At 46.3% G+C, this 14923-nt stretch carries 13 protein-coding genes; 6 read left to right on the plus strand and 7 right to left on the minus strand.

Annotated features, from left to right (window positions below):
- The first annotated feature begins 29 nt into the window (after positions 1 to 29).
- On the plus strand, positions 30 to 737 hold the full coding sequence (locus tag B9N89_RS13810) for a hypothetical protein (RefSeq protein WP_132319235.1): 708 nt from the start codon (positions 30 to 32) through the stop codon (positions 735 to 737).
- 39 nt (positions 738 to 776) lie between these two features.
- On the opposite strand, the gene B9N89_RS13815 is transcribed toward B9N89_RS13810, so the two are convergent.
- From B9N89_RS13815 to B9N89_RS13825, 3 genes are all read right to left on the minus strand, one after another.
- Positions 777 to 2054, minus strand: a complete 1278-nt coding sequence (locus B9N89_RS13815; RefSeq protein ID WP_132319234.1) for a hypothetical protein — start codon at positions 2052 to 2054, stop codon at positions 777 to 779.
- 278 nt (positions 2055 to 2332) lie between these two features.
- Entirely contained in the window at positions 2333 to 4231 is a 1899-nt protein-coding gene (locus tag B9N89_RS13820; protein ID WP_132319232.1) for a sensor histidine kinase, read from the minus strand.
- Positions 4232 to 4314: 83 nt separating this feature from the next.
- Entirely contained in the window at positions 4315 to 4830 is a 516-nt protein-coding gene (locus tag B9N89_RS13825) for a hypothetical protein (protein ID WP_132319230.1), read from the minus strand.
- A 220-nt stretch (positions 4831 to 5050) separates the two neighbouring features.
- Between B9N89_RS13825 and B9N89_RS13830 the strand changes: the two genes are divergently transcribed.
- Positions 5051 to 5707 carry an acetoacetate decarboxylase family protein gene (locus tag B9N89_RS13830; RefSeq protein WP_132319228.1) on the plus strand — a complete coding sequence of 219 codons (657 nt, stop codon included), beginning with the start codon at positions 5051 to 5053 and terminating at the stop codon, positions 5705 to 5707.
- Positions 5688 to 6461, plus strand: coding sequence for an SDR family NAD(P)-dependent oxidoreductase (locus tag B9N89_RS13835; RefSeq protein ID WP_132319226.1), 774 nt, complete (start codon positions 5688 to 5690; stop codon positions 6459 to 6461). Before B9N89_RS13830 ends, B9N89_RS13835 begins: the two co-directional genes overlap by 20 nt.
- Before the next feature lie 45 nt (positions 6462 to 6506).
- Here B9N89_RS13835 and B9N89_RS13840 read toward each other — a convergent pair whose 3' ends face one another.
- The 4 genes from B9N89_RS13840 to B9N89_RS13855 all read right to left on the minus strand — a co-directional run bounded on the left by B9N89_RS13840 (position 6507) and on the right by B9N89_RS13855 (position 11472).
- Entirely contained in the window at positions 6507 to 7400 is an 894-nt protein-coding gene (locus B9N89_RS13840; protein WP_132319224.1) for an endonuclease/exonuclease/phosphatase family protein, read from the minus strand.
- Between the two features lie 169 nt (positions 7401 to 7569).
- Positions 7570 to 9384 carry an extracellular solute-binding protein gene (locus B9N89_RS13845; protein ID WP_159455362.1) on the minus strand — a complete coding sequence of 605 codons (1815 nt, stop codon included), beginning with the start codon at positions 9382 to 9384 and terminating at the stop codon, positions 7570 to 7572.
- 18 nt (positions 9385 to 9402) lie between these two features.
- On the minus strand, positions 9403 to 10449 hold the full coding sequence (locus B9N89_RS13850) for an ABC transporter permease (protein WP_132319220.1): 1047 nt from the start codon (positions 10447 to 10449) through the stop codon (positions 9403 to 9405).
- A gap of 9 nt (positions 10450 to 10458) precedes the next feature.
- Positions 10459 to 11472: an ABC transporter permease subunit gene (locus tag B9N89_RS13855; RefSeq protein ID WP_132319218.1), complete on the minus strand. Its 1014-nt coding sequence runs from the start codon at positions 11470 to 11472 to the stop codon at positions 10459 to 10461.
- A gap of 359 nt (positions 11473 to 11831) precedes the next feature.
- Between B9N89_RS13855 and era the strand changes: the two genes are divergently transcribed.
- The 3 genes from era to B9N89_RS13870 all read left to right on the plus strand — a co-directional run bounded on the left by era (position 11832) and on the right by B9N89_RS13870 (position 14916).
- Positions 11832 to 12779: a GTPase Era gene (gene era, locus B9N89_RS13860; protein WP_132319216.1), complete on the plus strand. Its 948-nt coding sequence runs from the start codon at positions 11832 to 11834 to the stop codon at positions 12777 to 12779.
- A gap of 62 nt (positions 12780 to 12841) precedes the next feature.
- Complete coding sequence (gene murA, locus B9N89_RS13865) at positions 12842 to 14173, plus strand: UDP-N-acetylglucosamine 1-carboxyvinyltransferase (protein ID WP_132319214.1); 1332 nt, start codon at positions 12842 to 12844, stop codon at positions 14171 to 14173.
- A gap of 167 nt (positions 14174 to 14340) precedes the next feature.
- Positions 14341 to 14916 carry a hypothetical protein gene (locus B9N89_RS13870; RefSeq protein WP_234996108.1) on the plus strand — a complete coding sequence of 192 codons (576 nt, stop codon included), beginning with the start codon at positions 14341 to 14343 and terminating at the stop codon, positions 14914 to 14916.
- Positions 14917 to 14923 lie beyond the last annotated feature (7 nt).

Below are 14923 nucleotides of genomic sequence, written 5' to 3' on the forward strand. Positions count from 1 at the left end.
AACGGATAAGATTGATCCATGGAGGAGTTATGAAGCGTTATCTGTTGATTCTGAGTGTTTTCCTAGGAGCCTGCAGTCCGCAGCAAAAGCAAGCTGAAGGACCCCAGCACTGCCAGATCAATCCTGGCAAATACGATGTGCAAACAGCAACCTTTTTACGCAGTGCTCAAAAGTATGAGCTTTTCGTTTTGGGTGCCCAAAGCTGTGTCAAGCAACCACTAGAAATTGGTAACCTTCAGCTGGCACAGCTCAACAGCGAGGGTGACGCAAAAGAGGCGAAGGTTGAGATCCGAGGCGATAGCAATATTCTATATATGAGCAAGAGCTTTACCATTGACCTCGTCAATGAAACTGTTGGTGCGGATGGTCAAGTGATGCGAGAACAGTCTATGTGGGCACCGTTTCTCGCCGGTGCAGCAGGTGCGATGGCAGGGCAAATGATTGGTAATGCCTTCTTTAATAAGCCTCGCTATTACCAACCACCTGTGATGCAGCCTGGGCAAAGCAGTGCCACAGGCATTGGTGGCTATGGCAGTACGCCCCAAGAAGCGAAGTCGTCCTACCAAAATACTTTGTCTAAGTCGAATCTAAGCCCACAGCCTGGGTCACAGCTTAGCCAAAACCCAAAGGCCTTGCCTGCAGCGAAGGAAAAACCAGCAAACTCCAATCAGGCCCGCAAAGGCTTGTTTAAAAGTCGAACGGGAAAGAAGAGTTTTCGAATGAAGAGACGTCGTTAAAGGGGGCTTTGCAAAGGGTCCCTAAGGGACCCTTAGAGACTAGTTGATATTGATCTCATAGTTCAAGCGAACAAAGTGAGTGCTCTTTGCGGTTTTTGTCGAAAAGAACTGGGTTTCTTTATCCTTGATCACTTCGCCAACGGCAAGGGTGATCACAGGGTTGTTAAATGTCGCGTTGTCCATGTTGTAATTGAGAAGACCAGCCCAGCGTGTGGTACCAGTGTTCTCTGCCCAGGCAAAGTTTTGACGAATGGCATCGCCTTCCTCAAGGACTGAACGACGAGCATACTCGACGCCACCTGTGAGGTTACTCGTAATCGCCATCTGAGGGCGGACGATTAGGTCTGCGAAAGCCCATTTCATCTCATCATCGCTCAGTGTTTCACTAGGGTCTTTGCCCATGTGCTGCTGTGCAATTGCAGACCAGTAAAGGCCAACGCTACCAGACTTCCAGTCGCCGTTCCATTGCACGAGATACTTCTTCGCTGCAAAGTCTGGATCGAATTGGTTGAAAACTGTGCCCATACCACCGCGAGTTACATAGCCTTTAGAGTAGTGGGCGAGGAACTGATTATACAAGCCGCCGCCTAGAACAGTGTCGCCCCAGCGCTGATAGGAAATACCAGCAAGGTAGCCGTGGGTCCGGTCTTCTACATTGGTGGTTGCAGACGATGTACGCATGGTCTGCTGAAGCTCTAGATTGGTTTTGATCATGCCGTTACTGAGTGGAAATTCAACCTTGTTGATAACAACATTCACATTGTCTTGAAAGTCTGCGCTATTATCTTCATTGGTAAATGAGTTTTCAAAAGTACCATAAGCAAACTCTAGGTTGATCGGGCCTAGTCGCTCAAATCGAATACCACCACCGTAAAGATCGAGGTTGTCAAAGTTAAACGCTCGTGTGAGATACTCGGCTTCACTTCGGTAAGGCCTTGATCCGAACCAGATGCTGTTATCGCCAAAGTAATAGGTAAGGTAGGCCAGACGCTCATTAACTGGTGTTCGTGTAAAACCGTTGGATTCATAGTTGCGGTTGTTGTCAGCAACTTCAACACCGTAGGTAAACTTAAATTGCTCACCATACTCTGCATCAAGTGTGATCTCTGTCAGTGGGTCTGAAAAGAGGTTGGACTCTTGGTTCCATGGACCCAGATTCCACTCATTACCATAAGCGGTTGTTCTTGATCGGCTAAAATCGCTATCTAGGGTGATACCGCCACGTGCGTAGATATGAGGCGTAAATTTCCAAGGTCCAGCAGCCAAGCTAGGGGATGCTGCTCCAAGTAAAGCAAGTCCAAGTATTTTGTTTTTCACCTTTCACTCCTTCATCTAATGATCTATGCCCAAATAGTGCAGGCTTCGCAGCGTCAAAAAATATGCATCGAAGCTGTGGGTTTATAGCACTAAACTTAGGAACTGGTAAGAAATTTCTAAAATTACAAGATAGCCCTTAAAAAGTTTTATATTCACAATGAATAAGGGCTAAAATCACGGGTGATATGTGGGAATCTTACGACTTTATTGTAGAATTAGGCTCGACTTTCTATGATGTTATCGGACACTCTTGACGTAATATAACTGAGAATCAAATTTCAGTTGGCAGTGGCCAGTACAGCATTGGTGTCGATGTAGGCTTTGTGCAGATAAACAACAAAGATGGTGCCATGGTGATCGGATTGGTGAGCTTCTTGGGAATTCACTTCAATGGAGCCGCCAAAGGCCTCCACATAAGCCTTAACAATTGGCATACCAAAGCCGGTTCCCTGCTCGCCATCAGTGCCGGGTCGGCTGGTGTTGGAGCTGCTGTCGAAAATCTCATCTCGAATCTCTGCGGGCATGCCGACTCCAAAGTCCTGAACCGTGATGATAATCTGATCTTTGTTTGGCTCGGTAACCTTGATAATAATCTTTGAGTCTGGAAAGGAAAACTTGATGGCATTCGAAACAAGGTTATTGATGACATCATTGCCAAGGCTTATGGGGTGGGCTAACACGTGAAGTTCGTCAGCTTCCATTTCCACGACAAGCTGCAACTTTTTCTTCTGTAGCTGCTCACTAAAAAGGAACTGAGCATCGTCGATTAGGGAACGTATGGGAACCGCTTCCAGGGATATGATCTTCTTACCCGATTCAAGTGCGAGCATGCTCCGTACATGTTGAGTGATCTGTTCTAGTTTTTGGTTAGCTCGTTCGATCCGTTTGATCCAGCGAGGCTGATCGTTGGCAGCTACCTTTGGTAATATTCGTATGGCGCCATCGATGACCGAAATAGGCGTTGCAAGGTCGTGGCATAGCACCCGAGCGAGCTGCTGCATTTTATCTCCGTGTTTGGCTTTTTCCGAGAGGCTTGCTTTTTCGAACTGTAGCTCTTTAATTTTTACAGCGAGGGCCAACGACATTAAAAATACTTCAATAACACACCCAACGTAGATCGCGTTTCTAGAAATAGCGCTCTGGGGAATAATGCTATACATGGCTAACGTCCAGTATATGACCGTAAAGATGATGGTTCCCCACGCGCAGAGATAAAGTACTGCTCCCTTTAAACCCTTGATACAGGCCTTGATTGATACTAGCAATGCAGTGAGTGAGGCGAGACTGTTGAAGATATCAGTCAGTAATCCAGCAGTAGAGCTTTCTCCAAATAACAAACAGATGAATGGGGGAATCCAAAGGTAGATCATGATGCGAAGGATTAGGTCAGAGACTGGCATGTATTTTTCTGTTTGGAGAAACTGTCTTGCAAACAAAAGGGCTGATGCTGGCACGAAGCAACGGATGTAAGGGTTACTATCCAGCAAGATAGCTCTGAGGTCGCCATCGATCAGAAACCAAAAGCCTGATGTCACAGAAATATGGAGGGTCATGGAGATCCCAAATAGACAATAAAATAGGTAGGTACGGCTGCGTAGTGAGGCAGTCAGGAATAGGTTATAAAATACGATAGCGACCATCATAGCGATGATCATGATATAGAAAGCTGCATCCTTTACTTGATAGTGACTCCAATTATCCTGAGAAATGAGGCTATAAGAGAAATTAATGGACACTGGGCTGTAAGCTTTTAATACAACAGTTACAACCTCATTGGCCTTCACAAGCAGAGGAAACGCAATGGTGCGGCTTGGAACAGCCTGCTGGTTTATGGGCCGATGAGTTCCACTCTGAAAGTAGTTATGCTTCAAAGAGCTGCGAACAATCCAGACATCGAGCTGAGAGAAAACGGAACTAGCACCTACCCAGTTGTATCGAAGAGTCTCGCTGGTGGGGTTGTAAACCTTGAAGCTAAACCACATAGGTTTTGAATGGTAACCAAATACTAAAAACTCTGCATTTTTAGCTTCATTTCTGCGGATTTTGTCTAAGTAATCATGAAGTGATAAGGATCGATCACTCTCCGTGAAATAGCGGTACTCGCTCACCACAAGGTCGCTCATAGCGAGCGACTTGCTTGCCAAAAAAAGGGCTAGGGCTAGCATAAGTAATTTCACGAGTGAAAGGCCGTATACAATTGATGATAACGGCCTTTCTATCGGTCATTGACAGACCTTTTGAAGAAGATTTGAAGCCGTAATTAAAATCGGTATAATCTGCCTCGGCAATTCAAGTCTACAGTGCCGCCCATATGAGATCCTGCTTGGAAAATATAGTGAGCCGAAAATTCGTTCTCTGGGTTCTGGGGAATTACCAAATGGCCCCACATTCCACCACCATCCCAAGATGTTGTGTGGTTGGCATTAAAAGGGAACTGAAAGTGGTTCAAGTAAACCCGAGGCTTATATTGGGGGTTGTTCTCGACGAAACCATGGCTAAACGAACCGTAGTAGACATCGAATGACTCAACTATACTTTCTCCCTCGCTTAAGTCATCATAGCTGACCGCGATATGACCAACGACCCGACTCAAACTGGCCTTTTGACCTTCTACTTCCATACGGAAATTTAGGTAGGCTTGTGCTGGCCATTCTTGGTTACCAAGCTGACGAAGGCTGTTACCAGTGGCTGTGCAAGTCACGTTGCCTCTCATGCCAGCGTGCGCAAATGGTGCAAGGACGCAAGTCAAAAGCATGGCGATCATAAACTGTTTCATAAGTTTCACTCCTAAAGTGCAAAAGATGGATGTACTGACTACCATAATTGGAGAGTTTGGTTCAAATTAGCCATAATACTTAGTGTTTTTAGTAAGTATATGATATTATTGTTTATAATAGCATGTTTGAGATTATTCGCTAGCTCGATTCAAAAAATTGATAGCATAATGGGAAGAGGCAGCTTGGAAAACTAAACGTAACAATAGAGTGGTTGTCGACATGATATCACCCCTTGCAGTTGCTCCTGCTCCTTGGTCTCTGGAAGGTCGGGGCTTTATGTTTTACTATGTGATGTCTCCAAGAGACTTAACGGGGGCCTGGGATGGTTTCAAGCATATTCCATTCTGCGGTGGTGTGGGAGCATTCATGCTCGTCGAATATGAGCGTTCTCCTGTGGGCCCTTATCACGAGGTTCTCTTTATTCCTGGTCTCTTTCGCTTTGGTTGGCGTTTCGGGTTGGTTATTTCAAAGATCTATGTATCGTCTAGAGAGAGCGTTATGGGTGGTCAGGACAATTGGGGCATTCCGAAGGACCATGCTGAATTTGCAATAAGTCAGCATGGGAATCGTGAGTCTTGGGTCATCACGAAGGGGCGCCAGCCTATCATCACAGCCGAGCTTGAGCATGGTCAAACGAGCTTTCCAGTGAGCACTGGAATCTTACCTTTGAGCCTCCGGCAGGAGTGGCAAGGGCTCCATTACCGAACCAAGATGAAAGGTCAGGGCCGCGCCCGTTCGGCAACTTTGGTAAACCTGGAAAGTGAGCTTCCCGAAGTTCAGCAACTTTGGGGGAGGCGTTATTTGGGAATGTATGTTGACCCATTCTTTCTCATGTTTCCCAAGGCTAAGGTGAGCAATGCAAGAACTCTGTCATAAATCGATTGTCTTAACGGGTGGCAACTCGGGAATCGGTGCTGCGCTTCTCAAGGAGCTGGCGAAACCTGAAAGATATAATAAACTTTTGGTTGCGGATAAGAGCGTCGATCAAATCCCAGAGATGGATCATGTAAAAGCGATTGCAATAGATTTGAGTCAAGAGCGAAGCATCGCTTTATTGCTAGAGCAAGCGTATCGTTCCTTTGAAAAGATTGATCTGTTCTTCTCGAATGCGGGCTTGGCGTATTATCATGGGGTGAAGAGCGATCAGTGGAGCGGTCTAGACTATCTCTTTCGGGTCAATGTTTTAAGCCAGCTATCGCTATTTTCAAGCCTCCTGCATAGGCAAGCAGAAGAAGATTTTCGCTTTGTAGTCACAGCATCAGGAATGAGCTATATGGGAATCCCAGGTTATGCGAGCTATTCAGCGAGCAAACATGCTTTGTTAGGATTCGCGAGCACTGCTCGGTTTGAATTGAAAGAACCTCAGACTCTAACTATGGTGTATCCTGTCGCCACCCGAACGAGATTCTTCGAACAAGATACGGGACATCGCGCCCCGGTGCCTTGGCCTTCCCAATCAGCAGAACAAGTTTCCCGAGCTATCCTCAGAGGACTTGAACGAGGTCAGAAAGATATCTATCCCTTTCCTGGGTTCCGATTGATGATTTGGTTTCATCAGGCTTTCGGCTTAGGATGGCTGTATCAAGTTTATTGTCAGAGAGTTTTCAGGAGATTTTTTGGCAAGGAGTAGCTTCTTCAAGCTATTCCTCGCTCGGTGAGCATCTTGGCGAAGCTCTTAATAGGAAATGCCAACTACAGGAAGGTGGTCGCTGATCGCTTCTTCGTAAACTTGTAAGTCTTCGTAAGGGGTAGCGATTTTAACTTCTTTCAGATCAAAGTTACGAGTCACAATGTGGTCAATCAAGCTCTTGCGGCCCACGAAGTAACTGTAGAAGTTGTCTTCCCAAAGCTCTGCAGTTTCTACCTCAAAACCAGATCCTACAGTCCAAGGAGACATCTCGGGTTGGTCAAGCTGAGAGTTAAAGTCGCCAAGGATCACTAGATTTATGTTGGGGTCTTTTGAAATCAAGGTATCCACATAGTCTTTAAGCATCTTGTTCGCAGCTACCCTGCGTTCTTGGCTCTTCTTGTCACCTTTGGCCTTGAGGTGAACTGAAATGATGGTGAGCACTTCATCTGTTTGTTTAATCCGAGCTTGAATTTCGAGAGCAGGTCTCGGAAAAATGTAGCCCTGACTTTTAAACAAGTCTTTTTGGGAAATAACTTCAATGGAGTCTGTGCGATATAGAAAGCCAAGTTTCATAAACGTGCCGCCTTCTGAAATCAGAGATTGGTAACCGTCTAGGCTGTCGGCTAGGCGAATCAGTTCGGTTCCTGATTCAATTTCTTGCACGGCAACCAAGTCTAGCTGCCAGCTTTTCATGATTTCAGCGAGTGTAGGAACGGTCGACGTGCTTTTTGGAAAGTTTTCGATGTTCCAAGTTGCGATTTCAAAGGTGCTGCTAGTTCCAATGGATTTAGTAAATAAGGGTTCCTCACGGGGGCCGGTATCTTCGGTACTGTCAGGCGGATTATAATCACCGACATCAGGGCGATCTTTGGTCGAGGTTTCGACGCAGGCGGTGGTGAGCAGAAGGACCGAAAGAAGAGTGCTGGAAATATACTTCATAAGGACCACTTTATGTAGGGGTTTTCGTTGCTTAGCCACGGGGGTTTTACCTTAGTTCATGGGCAAGAGGCAACGATAAAATGTCCTTAATGACTCCATCAAAAAGATCTCTTTAATTAAAAATACTTACGCCTTTTTGAGTGATGTCCGAGCGCCCTAACGTTCCAACCTATAGTTTGATTTTAAATGTCTCGTCGATGCGGGTAACAGGTGGTAACTTCTGACCTTTCCGTTTAGCTGTCTCCACTTTTTTCTTAAGCTCTTTGTCGATCCACATCAGCCCGCCGCTTGAGGTTCCAAAATAATCAAAGTAGTAGGTGGTTTTAGTACCAGGGACCTTGGGGAATTGAATCCAGGCCCAATAAGCTAAGCGATAGTAGGGAACTTCAAACAGTGGAATCTGAATGGCGAGATCATGGACCCTCTGCTGGATTTTATGTGCCAAATCGACTCTCTCTTTCTCGTCTATTGAAGCTCTGTAGCCCTCAATTAGCTTGTCCAACTCAGGATCGGCAGTGTTGGAAAAGTTATTTGTTTGGGGAATACCGGCATTAGACGAATGATATTGGCCATAGTATTGTGGCCGATATCTTGGGCCCCAAGAAACAAAGGCAATCTCATGCTTTTTTTCCAGAAAGCTTTTCCACATGGCTGCGCCATCAAGAAGTTTCAGTTTAAGTTCAATGCCTGATTTCTTGGCTTCTTCCCTTAGCACTACCAAACGAGGAGCAATATTCGCCTGGGAATAGGTGATTGTCGTGCTCAAGGTCTTACCATCCTTGGTACGAATGCCTTGCGCATTTCGAGTTTTCCAACCGGCGGCATCGAGCAGTTCGTCAGCTTTCTTCAAGTCGAACGGGCGAGCCTTAACCTTGAGGTTGGTATACTCTCCATAGCCCCGAGAGATTCCTTGGAGCCGGTTATAGTCTCCGCGCAGGACTTGCTGAATGACTTTATCGACGTTCATGGAGTAGTGGAACGCTTCGCGCACTTTCTGGTCTTTGAAAAAGTCGAAGGCTTCGTTCAGGGTTAGCACATAGTCGGAACGTGGTCGATCATTGTAGGCCATCAGTTTATGGATATAGCCGTAGTCAAATTCCTTGGTCTTAGATTTGTCATGCCAATAGTCAGGAAAAGGTATCGACATGTAGTCAATCTTACCTTTTTTCAGGTATTCGAAATTTACGTTTTGGTCGCGAATCACCTTGAGTGTGATCTTGTCAATATTGAAGCGGTTTTTGAACCAAGGAAGGTCCTGAGCCCACCAGTCTTTTTTTCGTCTGAAGGTGATACTTTTGCCTTTTTTCACCTTATCGATATAGTATGGGCCACTGTTAGGCTTCACCTTCCAGTTGTAGTTTTGGACAAAGTTCTTATCCAATTTGTAGAAGTGTTTCGGAACCGGAGTGATATTTGTGTAGTAAAGCATGTCAGGCTTGGGTTTTGGTAAAGTTATAGCAACCACATCTTTGCCATCCTTGGCTTTGAACTTCTGGATCGCTTCAATCTGATCGGTGTAGTACTGATTGTACCAAGGGTGAACGATATGCTCCGACCGATAAAACTCCAAGGTGTAGACAAAATCGTCCGCCGTCACCGGCTTTTTATCTGACCATCGAGCTGCAGAATTTAGCTTGTAGTAGGCGGTTTTGCCATTTTTATCAAAGGCCCAATGAGTTGCCAATTCAGGTAGAAATTTGTCAGTATTCGGGTGGATCGTGACCATGCCCATATCATTGTTGTCCATCATCGCTCGGAATCCACCATTGGAGTCGGGGCCTACCTGGCGAAGGGTGAGCGGGAAGGTCAGCATGCTATCCACCAGCGTCCCGCCCTTCTTTGCATTTGGGCTGGCGATAAGCGGTGTGACTTCATTGGTTTGCCATTTCAAATCGCTAGGAAGCTTATCGACCCCCTGGCTGATGGCAAGCTCTGGTGTGCCCCCAAGTAACAAGCAGCAAGCTAGGCTTAGTAAGGTTTTCAATTTCATCTCCCTTGTTTCCTATTCGTAGGTCGTGTGAACTTTCGGGTCGAAGGCCTCGCGAATCGCTTCGCCCACAAATGTTACCATAATCAAGATAACAACCATAAATGTCACAACCGATGACACGATCCAAATCGCCGAAAGGTTTTCTGTTCCCTGCTGCAGTAATTCTCCCCAACTAGGGGTTGGTGCTGGCAGCCCGAAGCCCAAGTAGTCTAAAGCTGTCAGGCTTGTGATCCCGGAAACTACTTGAAATGGAACAAACGTGATGATGGTCGAAATCGTATTCGGCAAGATGTGGTTGAAGATAATGCGGCTCGTGGAGGCACCGCTGGCTTTTGCAGCGTGAACATATTCCCGAGCCTTTTCCTTATAGGTCGCCGTGCGCATGTACCAAGTCATGGCAGGCCAGCTAAACATCACCATGATCACAATCAACATTGTAAAGTTGGGAACCATGATTGAAGACATGATAATGACGACATAAAGAAAAGGAATATTCGACCAGATCTCAATCATGCGTTGTAAAACAATGTCGAACTTGCCACCAAAGTATCCCATCATGCAGCCTACTGAAATTCCGATAGAGTAGGTCATCACTAAAAGACCTAGTGAGAAAAGGATTGCCGTGCGAAAACCATAGAATAGGCGAGCTAGGATATCCCGTCCGGTGTTGTCGGTGCCGAGATAGTGCTGGTCTTCCGAATTGGGTGGAAACGGCGGGTACTCGCCATCCTTGAGGTTATTCTCATAGGGATTGTAGGGCACGATCGGCAGAATCACAAAGTTTTCCGAACCGTCTTGAGCAAAGCGCTCTTTAAGCTTACGATAGTTGGTTTCCCAGTCATAGCTTTCACCAAAGGTTGTTCCAGGGATAAAAGCACCATAGGTTGGAAAGTAGTATTCTCCTTGATAGCGTACCATCAATGCCCGGCTATTGATAAAAAGCTCAGCAATCAAGGATAGTCCGACTAAGAACACAAGCAGGATCGTCGAGTAATACCCTCGGCGAATCGAGCGAAATTTACGAAGACGTTTCTGGGTGATCGGACTAATCTTAATCATGAAGAACCTTTAGAATTGAACCCGAGGATCGACAAGAGCCACACAAATATCCGATAGTATATTGCCAATAAGCTGTAGTACTGAAGAAATAACAAGAATTCCCAGCACAACAGGATAGTCGCGATTCAAGACAGACTCAAATCCCAGGAGTCCAAAACCATCGATATTAAAAATCTTTTCAATCAAAAAAGAGCCGGCGATGATCACCGATATGTTATTGCCAAAATGTGTGGCCATAGGGATGAGGCTATTTTGCAATGCATGCTTAAAAACAGCTGCGCGAAAGGTAAATCCTTTCGCCATTGCAGTTCGAACAAAGTCGGCAGCAAGGTTATCCATCAAGGCATTCTTCATCATAAAAGTTGTCACGGCAAAGCTGCCCATGATGTAGGCTGTCATTGGTAACACTGCGTGGTAGAGGACATCGAGAATCTTACCCCCTAGCTCAAGATCTTCAAAATCATCGCTAACAAAGCCACCGAGTGGGAACCATTCCAACTCGGAACCGAAGTAGACCATGAGAATTATGGCAACCACATAGCTTGGCAGAGCGTAACCTACAAAAACTGCGGCTGAACTAACGTTATCCAGGGGTGTCTCATGTTTGATGGCCTTGATAATTCCCAGCGGGATACACACTAAGTAGGTGATAAGCATCGAGCTGACCCCGTAAAAAATGGAGATCGGTAGGCGTTCTTCGATGATATCCACTACAGGATCTGCGTAGCGGGATGATCGGCCCAAGTCGCCGCTGATCACTTTTATCAGCCATTGGCCGTAGCTAACCAAGATGGGTTTATCGAAGCCATAATATTCGTTGAGCTGCTGAATCTGCTCTTCTGACAGCTGGGTGTCCATGCCAGAATCTGCCGCGCCTTCTTGCAGATTTGCTTGCTGCATTTCGGCAATCATCCGTTCCACTGGGCCGCCGGGCACAAAACGTGTGATAGTGAACACAATCAAGGTGATCCCAAGGAATGTTGGGGGTACCAGTAAGAGCCGTCTCAGAATATATTGTGCCATTCGGTACTAGCCTAATATGTAGTGGAAAGTCTCGGTTACGACCTGTAGTTCAATAAAATAACCAACGATATTAATGGTTTCGAAAACATTGTCCGGTGCAAACCTTGGCAAGCATACTTGACCACGACACTTTATAAAGTACGCAAGGATTTCGTTAGCTTGTCACAACACTGCAAGCGATTAATTTTTCGGATTCTGGCTAAAAAGCATGCCTGTATTCTATGGAAAATTAAAGGTTAATTTGTTCATTGCAAAATATGGAATAATGGCGTAATTTGGGGGACTTTTACTAAAACCCGGACAACAGGGTCTTGGTAATTTCTAAAAATATTATTATTTTCAATTGTTTAAGGTGGACCATGAGCAATCAGCAATCTGGATACGTATCTCTTTTGGGGCGCCCCAATGCAGGCAAAAGTACCCTTCTCAACGCTCTGGTCGGCCAAAAAATAGCAGGCGTCAGCTCGAAGCCGCAAACCACTAGAAACCGCATCCTGGGTATTTGTAATCACGACCAAGCTCAAATTTTGTTTCTAGATACTCCTGGGATGCATCGCCTTCGAAAATCTGCGAAGATCAACTCACTCATGAATCAAGAAGCCTGGTCTGTCATCGGCGAGTCGGATCTCGTTCTCTATATGATCGATGCAAATATTGGGATGGAAGGCTTGGATAGAGACTTCCTAAAATCGATCATGAAGGCTACTGAATCTCCCGTGGCTCTAGTGCTTTCGAAAACCGACCGGATGAAGAAAGACCGTATCAAAGAGCGGAGCCATCAAGTGGCTGCTCAGATTGCCGAGATCTTGGAGGAAGTACCCGAAGAAAAGCGTAGCTTCCTGGTGAATCCAGAACCTATCTGGTCTAGTGCAAAGAATAGAGAGTCTTTACCAGCTCTCCTCGACTTCATTTGCGAGTTTTTACCCGAAGCACCTTGGATGTATCCCGAGGATGACCTGACTGATCGGCCTCAACGATTTGTTGTGTCCGAGCTGATTCGTGAGAAAACATTTCGTCTCCTTGGAGAGGAAATACCCTACCATACTGCCGTGCGAATCGATAAGATGGAATTCAAGAAGAACAACGTTTCGATCATGGCATCCATTATTGTTGCTAGAAACTCTCAAAAGGGAATGGTGATTGGCAAGCAAGGCTCCAAAATCAAGGAAATCGGTATCGAAGCCCGCGAGGAGTTGGAAAAGCACCTTGATCAACCCGTCTTTCTCGACTTACAAGTAAAAGTAGACCCGGATTGGGTTGACGATGTAAGTCTCATTGCTGAGTATTCTAGCCTCGAACTTTCCTGACGAGAAAGCTCCCGGTGGTTCAGTCGATAAGTGGATCTGAAAATTGTAGATGAGGAGCCCCCATGGATAATCGAAAGCTCAAAATCATTGGTGGAAAAAAATTAACTGGCGGCGCAGTGACGATCGCCGGTAGCTCGAATCAAGTGACCAAGAGCATCATTGCATCCCTGCTGACTGATGAAGAGGTCTTGATCAAGGGCGCGCCAGACGTAGATGAGAGGCGAGTGGTACAGGGGCTCTATGAATTCCTCGGCGGTGAGATAACACATCACGGCGACGAGGAGTTTACCTTGTGTTCCAAAAACGTGGGTGTTCATGAAATCACCGAAGAGCTATGCTCCAAAAACAGGATTTCTGTACTTGCTGCTGGGCCTTTGTTGCATCGCTTTGGCAAGGTTAGCTTCTACGGAGTTTTAGGCGGGGATAAAATCGGTAAGCGGCCGGTGAACTTTCATATTCAAGCCTTGCAACAGATGGGTGCCGAAGTCGAGCGCGATGGCAACCAATACCACCTGACCGTCGGGCCTGACGGCCTTCACGGTGCCCAGATCCAGCTGCCTTTTCCTTCGGTTATGACGACAGAAAACATTTTGATCGCGGCATCTCGCGCTAAGGGGCGCACGATCATTGAAAATGCTGCGATCGAGCCTGAAATTTTAGAGCTTTGTAAGATGCTACAGAAGATGGGTGCTGATATCACCCAACGCCCCAATCGAACCTTTGTTATCGAAGGGGTCAAAAAGCTTAAGGGCTGTGAGCTTCGTTGCATGTTCGATCGCAATCAGGCTGTATCATTTGCGATTGCTGCGCTGGCCACTGGCGGTGATGTTCTGCTTCGCAACGTAACCCATGATCCTGTCTATAGCTTTCTTAACTTTATTCAAAGAATGGGCGCTGAATTTACTATTAGCTCCAAGGGGCTTTTTGTGAAAGCTCCTGATCGGGGTTCGTTAACGGGAACCCATATCGAAGTGGAAGTCCATCCAGGGTTTATGACTGATTGGCAGCAGCCATTTATGGTTTTATTTACGCAAGCCCAGGGTATTAGCCTTCTGCATGAAACGGTTTTTGAGGAGCGTCTTGGCTACACTAAGTATCTGAATGAGATGGGTGCGAGGATCACCCTCAGCAATAAGTGCCTGGGTGAGTATCCTTGCCGGTTCCGCAATCATAACTACACCCACTCTGCAATTATCGAGGGTGGAACTCCCCTTGAAGGTCGCGACTTTGCCTTGCCTACTGATATCCGCGCTGGAAAATGCCTTGTTGTTGCTGGTCTCACAGCATCCGGAACCACCCACCTGACCAATATCCGAGAATTGGAGCGGAAGTACGATAATCTGGTGCCAAAGCTCCAAGATATGGGCGCGAACATTGAGACCATTCACGGTTAGTAGAGCGGTGTGACGAAAGAACCAGATCGATGTGTGGATGCCTGATCTGCCTAGTGTCATACCTTGCTAAGTGATGAGAGAACCAACTACAATGGGACATATGACGTAGCTGAACGTCCTAAGGTCTCGGCCCGTGGGCCTTTTGGTTTCTACTCTGATTCATTTGGTTGATTATGCTTCGATATGGGATACTCATAGCTTGCCTGATCAGTTCGTGCCAGGACGAACGACTGAGCGATGATCCTACCCAGAGTTTGGTTGATGGCACATGGCAAAGTGCGTGTCTTCAAGAAGATGGCAGGTTTAGAATGGCACGATTTCAGTTCTACTATGCTAGTTACGCTGAAAGAATCGACTCATTCTATGACGACGAGTGTCAGGAGAATCTTCTCTATGAAACCAGTTATAATGGGGAGTACGAGTTAAGCGTCACTTGGGCTTCTTATATTCATCGCTTGCGGTTCGATGTGGGGCAGGCAGCGCTTCGGGTTCAAGACGCTGAAGCTGCCAATGCTCAAGCTCTATGTGGTCGGAACACCTGGTCTGAGCAGGAGCTTAGCATGCCAGAATTGCTGCAACTAGAAAATTGTCCTTTGAAATTCACAGGTGGCTTCGTCTACGATACTCTCCTCAGGGTACAGAACAATCAGATCGAGGCTGCCGACCAGTTTGGCCCAACAGATGGACTAAGTCAGGAGTTTACTGAAGCGTCGGAAGGCCAATCATTTAACAAGGTTTTTTAGTCAGATC

Source organism: Pseudobacteriovorax antillogorgiicola (assembly GCF_900177345.1).
Classification (GTDB): domain Bacteria; phylum Bdellovibrionota_B; class Oligoflexia; order Oligoflexales; family Oligoflexaceae; genus Pseudobacteriovorax; species Pseudobacteriovorax antillogorgiicola.

Coding starts and splice junctions, on each gene's coding strand:
- B9N89_RS13810 (WP_132319235.1), top strand. CDS start 30: ATGAAGCGTTATCTGTTGATTCTGAGTGTTTTCCTAGGAGCCTGCAGT.
- B9N89_RS13825 (WP_132319230.1), bottom strand. CDS start 4,830: ATGAAACAGTTTATGATCGCCATGCTTTTGACTTGCGTCCTTGCACCA.
- B9N89_RS13830 (WP_132319228.1), top strand. CDS start 5,051: ATGATATCACCCCTTGCAGTTGCTCCTGCTCCTTGGTCTCTGGAAGGT.
- B9N89_RS13835 (WP_132319226.1), top strand. CDS start 5,688: ATGCAAGAACTCTGTCATAAATCGATTGTCTTAACGGGTGGCAACTCG.
- B9N89_RS13840 (WP_132319224.1), bottom strand. CDS start 7,400: ATGAAGTATATTTCCAGCACTCTTCTTTCGGTCCTTCTGCTCACCACC.
- B9N89_RS13850 (WP_132319220.1), bottom strand. CDS start 10,449: ATGATTAAGATTAGTCCGATCACCCAGAAACGTCTTCGTAAATTTCGC.
- B9N89_RS13855 (WP_132319218.1), bottom strand. CDS start 11,472: ATGGCACAATATATTCTGAGACGGCTCTTACTGGTACCCCCAACATTC.
- era (WP_132319216.1), top strand. CDS start 11,832: ATGAGCAATCAGCAATCTGGATACGTATCTCTTTTGGGGCGCCCCAAT.
- murA (WP_132319214.1), top strand. CDS start 12,842: ATGGATAATCGAAAGCTCAAAATCATTGGTGGAAAAAAATTAACTGGC.